The organism is Tetragenococcus koreensis (genome assembly GCF_003795145.1).
GTDB classification, from domain to species: Bacteria; Bacillota; Bacilli; order Lactobacillales; family Enterococcaceae; genus Tetragenococcus; species Tetragenococcus koreensis.
The window spans coordinates 2,545,056-2,557,838 of the sequence record NZ_CP027786.1; the positions used below are offsets into that span (position 1 = coordinate 2,545,056).

Below are 12,783 nucleotides of genomic sequence, written 5' to 3' on the forward strand. Positions count from 1 at the left end.
ACTAAAATAAAAAAATTTTAGTCGCTTTTTTGCGTATCTTAGTATGAAGCTATATTTTGAAGGAGGCAGAAAAGATGCGCAAGGAGTCACAAGATTTATCTTGGTTAGGAGCAATAAGAAAACGGGGACCTTTAAGTAATGAAGAAGAGAAAAGTTATCAACGTTCATTAAATGGTTTGCAAGGAGAGGTTGCGTTTGATCAGTTATATCGTCATTTTTTAGGAAATGAAACCGATTGTTTGGATGACGTGACTCTCGAGTATAAGGGCGATGTTTTACAGATGGATAAAATTTTTAAAGATAAGAATACTATTCATTTAGCAGATATAAAGAACTACCAAGGGAATTATGTCTATGAAAATAATGCCTTAAAACTAGGGAGTACAACCTTTGCGAATGATATTATCGAACAAGCAAGACGATCGCGGAGAATTTTTACTCGCTTATTTGAAGATTATCATTTACCATTGGAAATTCAAAACGTCATTGTTTTTATTAATGATCAAGGTAGAATCACTCTTTACGATGATCTACCTGAAATTGTTTTAAACTATGAAGAAATACCTGGGTGGCTGATGAAGATACGAAATCACACGCAACAAAGTCAGGAGTTTGATTGGCAAAATTTAATACAAAAATATCAAATTTCATCCTATGCAACTAGCAGGATCTGTTCGACAGAAAGGTTGAATCATTTAAAAAAAGGAATTCATTGCGAAAAATGTGGAAGTTTTTCGTTGAAATCCACTCGTTATACATTTCAATGTTTATGCGGACACGTTGAAATTAAGCAAATCGCTTTTTTACGAACGATCTGCGAATATGGAGTTATTATGCATCATTTGCCGTTGAAACGAAGTGAAATAATAAAATTTTTTGGAGAAAAATATTCTAGTGACTATATCAAAAAAACTTTGTCAAATTACTTTGTCCCTCTAAACGCAGATATAAAAGATGGTAAATATCAAAATTACGGCCAACCCTTTAATTACTGGTTTGAAAATGAAGCTACTCGTTTGGAAAAACTAGAAAAGAGAAAAAATTGGCATTCCAGTTTTTAAATAATAATACTATTGGTGGTATATCGAGCGATGTGGCACCGATCCATAAAATATTGTGGGGACATCAAGCAATGTGGCACCGATCCATAAAAAATTGGAGGCATGTCAAGCGATGTGCCACCGATCTGTAGAATATTGGAGGGACATTAAGCGATGTGGCACCGATCCATAAAATATTGGAGGCATGTCGAGCGATGTGCCACCGATCCATAAAATATTGGAGGGACATCAAGCAATGTGCCACCGATCTGCAAAAAATCGGAGGGACATCAAGCAATGTACCACCGATCCATAAAATATTGGGGGGACATCAAGCAATGTGGCACCAATCTGTAGAATATTGGAGGGACATTAAGCAATGTGCCACCGATCTGCAAAAAATTGGAGGGACATCGAAAGAGTTGCCTCCAATAACTACAAATATTGGTGGTAAAAAAATATTTCCATACGAATCGTCACTAAGTAGTTGCATTTTTTCCAGATTATTGGTAGTATTCAGAAAAATATAAAAATTCTGTGAAGAGAAAAGTAGGCTTGAAAAACTTTTAGAGAGATCTTGGTGGGTGAAAAAGATTGGTTGGAAGAGTTGAAAAATGGTCTCTGAGAAAAATTGTTGATAGGTAAGCAATTTCGGATTCAGTTCATTCGTTAAAAAAGAACGCCGATAATCATAATTGTCGGAATAAGAGAAGGAAACTTCTGAAAAAAGGTGGTACCGCGTATTATTCGTCCTTTTACTAGTTCATTACTGGTAAGAGGGCTTTTTTTTATAAAAAATAAGGGAGGAATGTAGAATGAAAAAGGGGATAAAAGCAGCATTTATACTGGGAGCAGCATTGTTAATTTTGGGAGGTTGTAGTACAGGGCAAAGTGAAGATGCAGCGCAAGGGAATAGCTCTGCGGGGTCGCAATCGCTGGCGGTCAGTTTACCAGAACAGTTATCAACGTTAGATACGACACAAACTACTGACAAAGTGACATTTACTGTCGCACAACACTTATTTGAAGGGTTATATCGCTTGGATGAAAATAGCGAAGAAGTTCCTGGCTTGGCAGAATCAGTTGATATTAGCGATGATGGCAAAACATACACTTTCCATTTGCGAGATGGACTTAAGTGGAGCGACGGTACCCCGATTACAGCTAACGATTTTGAGTTTTCATGGAAGCGACTAGTTAACCCAGACACAATGGGGCCGAATGCTTACTGGTTGGACAATGTCGAAAATAGTTTGGATATCCGAAATGGTGAAAAAGATATTGATACGATGGGGATCGAAGCAGTTGATGATCAAACGTTTGAAGTTCAGTTGATTGACCCACAGCCTTCATTTTTATCTGTTATTTCGATTGCTTGGTTAGCTCCGCAAAATGAGGATTATGTGAATGAAAAAGGCGACAATTATGCTGCATCAAGTGATGATATTATTTATTCTGGCCCGTTTATTTTAGAAAACTGGGATCGTAGTTCAGATACATGGGAATTAAAACCTAATCCAGAATATTATGATAATGATGTTGTAAATTTAGATGAAGTACAGGGTTCCACTGTAAAAGAAGAAAATACAGGGATTAATTTGTTTGAATCTGGTGATTTAGATTTTACTAATATTAGCGGACAGTTCGTTCAACAATATAAAAATGATGATGCATTAGTTTCCCAACAAGAAGTCGCCAATCAATTTTTAGATTTTAATAAAAAAGCCAATGACGAACTTGCTAATGTTCATTTGCGTAAAGCTTTTGCTTTAGCCATAGATAAAGAGAATTTAGTTAAAAGTGTCTTGGATGATGGGTCAAAGCCTTTAAATGGCCTGATTCCAGCTGGTTTATATGAAAATAGTGAGACCAAAGAAGACTTCCGCGAGTATAGTGGAAATTACAATGAATATGACCTTGACGAAGCTAAAAAGGAGTGGGCCAAAGCGCAAGAGGAAATAGGGGATTCGGTTGAATTGGATCTATTAGTAGGTGATTTGGATAATAGTAAAAAAGTAGCTGAGTATATCCAAAGTCAGTTAGAGGAAAATTTGGATGGCGTAACGATTAATGTGACGCCGCAACCACCTAACAATGTCAATGAATCGCGTACAAACAAAGATTATGAATTATCATTATCGGGTTGGATTGCTGGTAGCAGCGATATGAATTCTTATTTCAATTTATACCGACCAGGATCATCTTATAACTACGGCGAGTACGAAAATAAAGAATATGGTGAACTGGCTGAAAAAGCTGTGACAGAAGATGCAAATGATGAAAATCAAATGTTTGAAGACTATAAAGAAGCTGAAAAGATACTTTTGTCCGATGATGCGGCGCAGGTACCAATCTATCAAAGTGCTGCTAACTATTTGGTTAACCCTGATGTTAAACGGATAGTTTATCATTCCTTTGGTGATTATTTTTATTTGCGAGAAGCAACGATAGAGGAGTAAACGAAAAATATGAGTGAATTATTAAATGATTTTTTAGCTTTTGTGCGAATCAATACGCGTTCGGATGTTACTTCAGAACAGATTCCTACGACATCAGGACAAATTGAATTAGCAAAAATATTAGAAAAGAAATTGCAAGAATTGGGTTTAGAAGAAGTTTCGTATGACACGGCTAACGGCTATTTATTGGGGAAATTGCCAGGTAATCCGGAGCAAATTGCTTTAGGTTTTATTGCCCATCTAGACACAGCTGACTTTAATGCTGAAAATACTCAACCACAAGTCTTTGAAAATTATGATGGCAACGATATTGCGCTGCATAAAGAATCAGATATCGTGCTAAAAGTAAAAGAATTTCCAAATTTACAAGATTACATCGGTCAAACGTTGATTACAACTAATGGATTAACCTTGCTGGGCGCCGATGACAAGGCGGGAATCGCTGAGATCCTAGCGATGTTGCGTTATTTTAAGGCACATCCTGATAGAAACCGAGGTGATATTTGGGTAGCCTTTGGTCCAGATGAGGAAATTGGTCGTGGAGCAGATCGATTTCCTGTTGAAAAATTTCCTGTTCGTTACGCTTATACTGTTGATAGTGGTCGTGTGGGCAATTTTGAATACGAAACCTTTAATGCTGCTACAATAACCATTGAAATCGAAGGAACTAGCGTTCATCCGGGTACAGCTTATGGTCAAATGGTCAATGCACTTAAATTAGGTGAAGAGCTCGATGCAGCTTTGCCAAAAGATGAAGTCCCAGAAAAGACTCGCGGCTACGAAGGATTTTACTTACTCAATAAATTCACTGGTTCAATTGATCATGCGACATTAAATTATATTATTCGCGATCACGACGAAGAGAAATTCGAGACACGTAAACAAACCATTGTAGAAATTATTGATGAAATCAACGGGCGTTTTGCTAATCCGCGTCTTTATTATGAAATGGAGGATCAGTACTATAATATGCGCCAAATTATTGATCAATATCCTAACTCAGTCAAATTAGCGAAAGATGCGATGGAAAAAATTGGCATCACGCCAAACGTGCAACCTTTTCGTGGCGGAACGGATGGCTCAAAAATTTCATTAAAAGGATTGCCAACGCCTAATATATTTACCGGAGGTGAGAATTTTCATGGTCAATATGAGTTTATCACTTTAGAAGCTATGGAAAAAACAACGGAGACACTGATAGAAATGGTCCAGCTATCTGTGAAATACGACTGAAAAAAAGCCCTTGGTTTGGATAACCAAGGGTCACTTTTTTGGTTGGAAAAGATGAGGAACCAACTTACTTTGTAGCATCGTTAAAATCAAAGCGATAGGAAAAGTTGTCAAAAAACGCAAAAGCCAAGGATCTTGTTCTACAAAGAGATTGAAATACATAATCGGAAACAAATGCCAATAATATAATTCTAAAGAATGCTGTGATAGCCAATCAATACCTGGTATTTTCTGCAGCATTTGTCTTACAACTTGATTACTGACAAGCCAAAAGAGTAGCAAAGATATAGCTAATCCATAACTGATAAAATAAACAGTGGGCGGATACTTGTTGCCTTCAATTGAAGGCAAATTTTGATCATTTGCTGTGAACAAAAATAAAATCAGAAAGCAACTAAACAAAAACAGATTTTCTTTTTTACTCTGCCGAATTGCCCACATACCTACTAATGCGGCCAGCGCATAACCGAATGAAATGGCGACATACTGTTCAAAAATCGTATGACTCATGCCGGATAATCCAGAAACTAGCGCATTCAAGGCTTTTTGTAATAACAGGCACACCACAATCAGGCTCAATTTTTGCAGCGGACGCGTGGCTTTTTTGGCTAACCAATAAAGAAGAGGAGACAAAATAGCGATTATAAAAAATACACGAATAACCCAAATATAACCAATGCCCCAAATCATAGAATAAGAGGAGAGCACCTTTCTAAAACTAAAGGGAAATGTTTGATTTGTGATTGTGATAAAAATGAATAGGGTCAGGAAAAATAATGTTAAAAAGATCCATGCTGGAATAATTAATCGCATAAATCGTTCTTTTAAATAGGTTAGGTAAGGTTTTATTTTCGTTTTTCGTTCTGTACTTAAACGATAAGAAGCACCGAGAATAAAAGTTATCAAAATAACATCAAAATCGCGCAGCTCATAAAGCCACTGCGGTGGTCTAGTATGAGCCAACATGATTAACAAAATGGCTAATGCTCGCAATGCATCGATTCTTATATCTCTTTTCATTGGGAGCCTCCTAAATAAGATAGATTTAATGACATTTGATAAGTTTTATTATTGTAAATAAAAATTGTCAAAGTAATTTCTAAATAAAGCATCTAAAACGATATGCAAAGTTGTAAATAAATTGTATTCAGCGTACGGGTCGTCAGAAACACCAGCTAGTTGAGTGGCTTGATAATATAAATTATTGGAAGACAGAGTGGACAAATGGTTTTTGGCTAAGGGAGTGATTGAAACAATTTTTACTTTCCTTAATTTTAAAAGCTGAGACAGCTCAGTCACATCTTTGCCTTCGCCACTGTAAGAGATAATGATCATCACATCATCTTTTTGAACTTTTTCTGAAACCCAGCGTAATTCAGTAACAGAAGGGATAATAGTCATATAGATGCCAACAGCCATAAAGTTTCGTACAAAAAGTTCAGCTGTGTTACGTTCTCCCCAATCCGTACCAAAAACGAAAATATTTTTCGCTTCAGCAATCAATTGGTTGATCGGCAATAAATTGGCTTCTTCGGTCAATTTGATCGTTTTTTCAACATCTGACTGTAAAAGATGCCAGCTTTTTTTCTTATTAGTTTTGAGTTCGCTAACTTCTTGTTTTAAAAAGAATTTAAATTCATTGAAACCGCTAAACCCTAATTTTTGTGAAAGGCGCGTAACACTGGCGGGGGAAGTAAAGGTATGCTTAGCCAGCTCAGCTGCTTGCATATTGATCACTTTGCTTTTAGCAGAAATGATATATTCTAATAACACGTACTCTGTATTAGAAAAGTTATTTACTTGGTTAATTCGTTCTTCTAATCGCATAGGCAAATCCTTTCTGAAATCACTTTCATTTTACGAAATTAGAATCAGAAAAGCAAACGATAATTGAAATGACTGAAAATGATTGGGTCACCCTCTGTTTTGCTTTACTATAAAAGTGAAATAAAAAGAAAGGTTGGATAAATTATGAAAACAAATGATTTAAACGTAGTAATTGCTGGCGGAGGAAGCACGTATACTCCAGGTATTGTACAAGCAATGATTTCAAGCAGAGAACGATTCCCTTTTTCTTCGTTGACTCTTTATGATATTGATGAAGAACGCAATGATGATATGTTTGAAATTATTGGTTATATGTTGGAAAAAGAAAAACTAGCAAGTGAGGTCACTCTTTTTCAAACGACTGAGCCGCAAAATGCCTTTCCTGGAGCAGACTTTATCTTTTCACAAATTCGAGTGGGTGGTATGAAAATGCGCGAAGTTGATGAAAAAATTCCAATGAAGTACGGTCTTGTTGGGCAAGAAACATGTGGATTAGGCGGCTTTTCTTATGGTTTACGTTCGATTAAAGGCTTACTAGAAATTGTGTCTTATGTGGATCAATATGCGCCAAATGCCTGGTTGTTAAATTATACGAATCCAGAGACCTTAGTATCAGAAGCAGTAAGACGCGCGTTTCCTGATGTCAAAATGTTAAACGCTTGCGATATGACTATTTCGATTGAAGAAACGATTGCTACTAATTATGGTTACGACCGTAAAAATTGGATTCCCACGTATTATGGACTGAATCATTTTGGCTGGTATAGCTCAATTTATGATAAATCTGTCGATCGCGATATCTTACCGGAAATTCTTGAACGCTTGAACCAAGAAAGGTTGCACGTGGCTGACTTTAATGCAGGCGATCAAACGTGGCAAGAAGCGTGGGATATGCTGCGTTTAATGACTAAAAACTTTCCAGGTTATCTACCAAATAATTATTTGGAATATTATTTGTACCCCAATCGTACCATTGAACATACAGATCCTAGTTATACCCGTGCTAATATTGTGATGGATGGGCGTGAAAAAAATACTAAGGAAATGGCTCGCAAAGTTCGTGAACAAGAAAAGGGCGAAATTCTAGATTTTAACTTTGGTGAACATGGGCAGTATATCATGGATATGGCTGTTTCTATTTTAAATGATAACCATGATCGTTTTATGTTGATCGTTCCCAATAAAGGCGCAATTCCCAATTTACGAGATGACGCCATGGTGGAAGTACCTTCGTATGTAGGACGTACCGGAGCTGAACCAATTTCCTTACGTTTTGCAATCAATGATTTTCATAAAGGATTGATGGAAGCGCAAAATGCTGCGGAAAAATTACTAGTGGACGCTTATTTTGAACATTCTTATCAAAAAGCGTTGCAGGCGTTCACTTTGAACCAAACGGTTTATTCAGCAGATCCTGCAAAACAAATTCTCGATGACTTTATTGAAGCTAATGGTGCGTATTGGCCAGAGTTGAATTAACAAGGAGGAAATTATTATGATGGCAAAGATTCAGCGTTTCGGCGGTGCAATGTTTACTCCGGTTTTGTTTTTCGTTTTTTCTGGAATTGTGATTGCGGTTGCATCTGTGGTGAATGATCCGGTAATTGTTGGTAATATCGCTCAGGAAGGAACGCTATGGAATAAATTATGGGAAATTATTGAAGAAGGCGGCTGGACTGTTTTCAATAATATGGAAATTCTATTTGCTATCGGTTTGCCATTGGGTCTAGCCAAAAAAGCTAATGCTCGAGCAGCCTTAGAATCATTTGTCCTCTACATGACGTTTAATACCTTTACATCTAAAATATTAGAAAATTTTGGTTCAACTTTTGGAGTGGACTTTGACCAACAAGTTGGAGAAGGGTTGAAAATGATTGGTGGAGTAAAAACACTAGATACTGGCGTTGTTGGTTCAATTATCATTGCAGCAATTGTAATCTACCTGCATAACCGTTTTTTCGACACGCAATTGCCTGAGTATTTGGGGATTTTCCAAGGCTCAGCCTTAATTGGTATGATTGGTTTTTTCGTGATGTTTGTTATGGCATTTCTCTTTTCCTGGATCTGGCCGATTTTTCAACAGGGCGTTCAATCTTTACAAGATTTCATGGTTCGTTCTGGTAACTTTGGCGTATTTACTTATATTTTTTTGGAAAAAGCGTTACTACCAACTGGACTACATCATTTCATTTATGCGCCATTTCAATTTGGCCCTGCTGTGGTTGAAGGTGGAACGACATTGTATTGGATGGAACATCTGAGAGAGTTTGCTTCGTCTTCGCAAACTTTGAAAGCGCTGTTTCCCGAGGGTGGTTTTGCTTTGCAAGGATTGTCGAATTTATTTGGTGTTCCGGGCATTGCGTTAGCCTTTTATGCCACATCTAAAAAGGAAAATAAGAAAAAAGTTTTAGCCTTAATTGTACCTGGAGTAATTACAGCTGTACTGGCTGGGATCACGGAGCCGTTTGATTATACGTTCCTATTTATTGCACCCGTACTATTTTTTGTTCATGCGGTATTAGCAGCAATTTTAGCAACGACTTCCTATGCTCTAGGTGTCGTTGGCGATATGGGTGGCGGCTTGATTGAAATTATTACTAAAAATTGGATTCCCATGGCAGCAAATCACTGGCAAACTTATGTGATCCAAGTGGGTGTCGGGTTAGCGTTTATCTTGATTTATTTTCTCGTTTTCCGTTTTTTAATTTTGAAGTTTGACTTCAAAACGCCAGGACGTGCGGACGAAGAGGTAGCATTGTTTAGCAAAGCTGACTATAAGGAGAAAAACCAAGAGAGCGGTCATGAGGATGACCTTTATCACGATCAAGCGCTTGGGTTTTTAGAAGCACTCGGTGGCGCTGAAAATATTGATAATGTTAACAATTGCGCGACGAGATTGCGTGTATCCGTCAAAGACGAAAAGAAAGTACAAGATGATGCTGCCTTTAAAGCTTGGGGCGCGCACGGCGTCGTCAGAAATAATAAATATTTCCAAATAATTGTTGGTTTGAATGTGCCGCAAGTTAGAGAAAGCTTTGATCAGTTAGTAGATAATGATGAGTAAGAGATGTTGAAAAGAGCGATTTATTGTCTGTAATAAGATAATGAATCGCTCTTTTTTTCTAGAGACAGTTCTTAAGTAATCACAATTACTTTGGTTTCATTTGAAAAAATTTTAATGATTAGCTTCTCTTGCTATCTGTAATAACGTCAGAAAATAATGCTATTATTTTTTTAAAAGCGTATGCTATATTTTAGTTGTAGTCTTAATTTTATAAAACTGGAGGTTGAATAAGATGGAAAGAAAAGCGTTTATTGCAGCAGTGAAAAACGGGCTGATTGTTTCCTGCCAAGCACTACCAGGCGAACCCATGTATACAGAAAAAGGCGGAGTGATGCCGCTTTTTGCTTTAGCAGCTGAACAAGCTGGTGCGGTAGCGATCCGCGCGAATTCAGTTCGAGATATTAATGAAATTAAAGAAGTGGTTCGTTTACCGGTGATTGGTATTATCAAAAAAGATTACCCACCACAAAAACCTTTTATCACTGTCACTATGAAAGAAGTAGATGAATTAGTTGCAACAGGCGTGGAAGTGATCGCACTTGATTGTACTCTACGAGAACGTTATGATGGTAAGTCTGTGACGCAATTTATTCAGGAAATTAAAAACAAGTATCCTAAACAATTATTGATGGCCGATATATCTACTTTTGAAGAAGGAGTCAATGCGATCAAAGCGGGCGTTGATTTCGTTGGCACAACGCTAAGTGGTTATACCCAAGAAAGCGTTGGGTCGGAAAAGCCAGATATCCCTTTGATCAAAAATCTTGTTGCAGAAGGTTTTCCGGTAATTGCAGAAGGGAACATTCATACACCTGACCAAGCAAAAGAAATTAAAGAGTTGGGTGTAACAAGTATTGTAGTTGGTGGTGCGATTACTAGACCTAAAGAAATTGCAGCTCGTTTTATTACAGCTTTGCAAGCTTAAAACATAGATGAGTTAAACGATCGTTAGCTCGATCGTTTTTCTTTTGTCCAATGATTCAAAAATTAACGGATACTTTATTTAGAACTATTATAATTAAAATGTTAGTTACGACTTACTCATTAATGATTATCGTTCTCAATTAAATGTTCTTATTTTCAATTAAACCATTTAAGCAGTAAACTTTATTTGAATAAAATGGAGGGAATAAAATGAGTAATTTTCAAAAATTTTCAGTCACTGTCTTAATTGGTATTATAGCGTTAATAACGGAATTCGGCTTTAATCAACCACGAATGGCTTTTTTGCTTATTGCTTTGGCAGGTGGAGTCATGACAATTTCTATGTTTATTGGTATGGTTCGCACCTTACGCTCGGGCAAGTATGGCGTTGATCTGTTAGCTATCACAGCGATTATTGCAACCTTGCTGGTGGGTGAATACTGGGCTAGTTTGGTTGTATTGATTATGTTAACCGGCGGAGATAGCTTAGAAGATTATGCTAGCCGTTCTGCAAGTCGCGAGTTGCGTTCCTTATTAGAAAATGCGCCAGAAACAGCACATCGTATAAAAAATGATCAATTGGAGGACTTGAATGTTGATGAAATAGAGGTGGGGGATTTACTTTTGATCAAACCTGGTGAAGTTGTCCCTATCGATGGTACGATCGTTAAAGGAAGTACTTTTGTAGATGAATCTTCACTGACAGGTGAATCTCAGCCAATTGAAAAAAAGACGAGTGATAGTTTAATGTCAGGTACGATCGTTAAAGATATGGCATTGCAAATGAAAGTGACAAAAAAAGCGGATGATAGTCAATATCAAACTTTAGTTAAATTGGTAAAAGAGTCGGAACAAAAGCCGGCACACTTTGTACGCTTGGCCGATCGCTATGCTGTTCCTTTTACAATTGTTGCTTATTTGATCGGCGGGGTTGCTTGGGCTGTATCGCAAGATCCAGTTCGTTTTGCTGAAGTTTTAGTTGTTGCCTCTCCTTGTCCGTTAATTTTAGCTGCACCAGTGGCTTTAGTAGCCGGTATGAGTCGCTCAAGTAGAAATGGGATTGTCGTAAAAACGGGGACTGCGATTGAAAAATTAGCCAAAGCAAAAACAATTGCTTTTGATAAGACAGGTACACTAACCAAAGGCAGGTTAGCTGTTGATGAAATTAAATTCGTTGATGATCGTTTTACAGCAGATGAATTACTCAAACTTATCGCTAGTGCTGAACAAGAATCAACACATATTTTAGCGCGCTCACTCGTAGAAGAAGCTAAACAACGAAAATTAAAGTTGTCGTCGGTTAGCAATCTAAAAGAATTTACTGGTCAAGGAATCGAAGCACTCGTGGATAATAAAACCTTGCGGATAGGCAATGCGCCCTTTGTAGGAGCGAATTCCACTGAACTAGTACAAGGAACTGCCGTTTATTTTGCGATGGATGGAAAATATCTTGGGCGAATTACTTTTAAAGATATTTTACGCCAAGAAGCAAAAGCAACCGTCGATCAACTTCATCAGTTGGGAATAGCCAATACGGTTATGCTTACTGGTGATCACGCCAATGTTGCCAATCAAATCGCTGAAAAAACAAATATTACAAAATCATATGCCGAATGTCTGCCAGAAGATAAAATTCAAGTATTAGAAAAATTAGAAGAAAAACAACGGCCTGTAATTATGGTGGGCGATGGCGTCAATGACGCTCCCGCGTTAGCTGTCGCAGATATTGGAATTGCTATGGGGGCACATGGAGCAACCGCAGCCAGTGAAAGCGCAGATGCCGTTATTTTAAAAGATGATTTAAGCCGGGTATCAGAAGCCGTTCGCTTATCAAAAGACACGATGAAAATTGCTCAACAGTCAGTATTGATTGGTATTTTTATTTGTGTTGGCTTAATGTTAATTGCCGCAACGGGGGTTATTCCTGCCTTAATTGGTGCTGCTTTGCAAGAAGTCGTAGATACGGTTTCCATCCTGTCAGCTTTGCGGGCTAGGAGGTGAAATTTCCTAGGTCTTTCATTAATCAGACTTACTTTATTTAGCAGAATGTTTTGATTGAAGGGGCTAATCGTTTCATCAAACATTTAAGGAACCATCTTTATCCCAAAAATAGGAAGTTTTTTTAGTATGAACTATGTTTTATGAATTGGGATAAAAATTATTTAATAAACCAAAATACAAGTAAAAAAATCACCATGAAATTAAAATGATTTCAGGTGGTTTTTTTGTTTATATAGCG

General features: G+C 37.3%; 9 protein-coding genes and 1 other annotated feature. Of the genes, 7 read left to right on the forward strand and 2 right to left on the reverse strand.

Annotation, left to right across the window (positions count from 1 at the left end; all coding sequences use genetic code 11):
* The first annotated feature begins 74 nt into the window (after positions 1–74).
* The 3 genes from C7K43_RS12155 to pepT all read left to right on the forward strand — a co-directional run bounded on the left by C7K43_RS12155 (position 75) and on the right by pepT (position 4,732).
* A complete protein-coding gene (locus C7K43_RS12155; protein ID WP_124007071.1) occupies positions 75–1,061 on the forward strand; it encodes a nuclease-related domain-containing protein in 987 nt (328 codons plus the stop codon).
* A 507-nt stretch (positions 1,062–1,568) separates the two neighbouring features.
* Positions 1,569–1,798 (forward strand) — a binding site (T-box leader).
* Between the two features lie 57 nt (positions 1,799–1,855).
* Entirely contained in the window at positions 1,856–3,499 is a 1,644-nt protein-coding gene (locus C7K43_RS12160; protein ID WP_124007072.1) for a peptide ABC transporter substrate-binding protein, read from the forward strand.
* 9 nt (positions 3,500–3,508) lie between these two features.
* A complete protein-coding gene (gene pepT, locus C7K43_RS12165) occupies positions 3,509–4,732 on the forward strand; it encodes a peptidase T (RefSeq protein ID WP_124007073.1) in 1,224 nt (407 codons plus the stop codon).
* Positions 4,733–4,762: 30 nt separating this feature from the next.
* Here the strand turns inward: pepT and C7K43_RS12170 are convergent, their stop codons facing one another.
* Both C7K43_RS12170 and C7K43_RS12175 read right to left on the reverse strand, forming a co-directional pair.
* Positions 4,763–5,749 carry an acyltransferase family protein gene (locus tag C7K43_RS12170; protein ID WP_124007074.1) on the reverse strand — a complete coding sequence of 329 codons (987 nt, stop codon included), beginning with the start codon at positions 5,747–5,749 and terminating at the stop codon, positions 4,763–4,765.
* Positions 5,750–5,797: 48 nt separating this feature from the next.
* Positions 5,798–6,556, reverse strand: coding sequence for a MurR/RpiR family transcriptional regulator (locus C7K43_RS12175; RefSeq protein ID WP_124007075.1), 759 nt, complete (start codon positions 6,554–6,556; stop codon positions 5,798–5,800).
* 144 nt (positions 6,557–6,700) lie between these two features.
* Between C7K43_RS12175 and C7K43_RS12180 the strand changes: the two genes are divergently transcribed.
* From C7K43_RS12180 to C7K43_RS12195, 4 genes are all read left to right on the forward strand, one after another.
* A complete protein-coding gene (locus C7K43_RS12180) occupies positions 6,701–8,035 on the forward strand; it encodes a family 4 glycosyl hydrolase (protein ID WP_124007076.1) in 1,335 nt (444 codons plus the stop codon).
* A gap of 16 nt (positions 8,036–8,051) precedes the next feature.
* The gene (locus C7K43_RS12185) at positions 8,052–9,620 is read left to right on the forward strand and encodes an alpha-glucoside-specific PTS transporter subunit IIBC (protein WP_124007077.1); all 1,569 of its coding nucleotides are present in this window, start codon (positions 8,052–8,054) and stop codon (positions 9,618–9,620) included.
* 232 nt (positions 9,621–9,852) lie between these two features.
* Positions 9,853–10,545 carry an N-acetylmannosamine-6-phosphate 2-epimerase gene (locus C7K43_RS12190; RefSeq protein WP_124007078.1) on the forward strand — a complete coding sequence of 231 codons (693 nt, stop codon included), beginning with the start codon at positions 9,853–9,855 and terminating at the stop codon, positions 10,543–10,545.
* A 209-nt stretch (positions 10,546–10,754) separates the two neighbouring features.
* Positions 10,755–12,545: a heavy metal translocating P-type ATPase gene (locus C7K43_RS12195; RefSeq protein WP_124007079.1), complete on the forward strand. Its 1,791-nt coding sequence runs from the start codon at positions 10,755–10,757 to the stop codon at positions 12,543–12,545.
* The last annotated feature ends 238 nt before the right edge of the window (positions 12,546–12,783 follow it).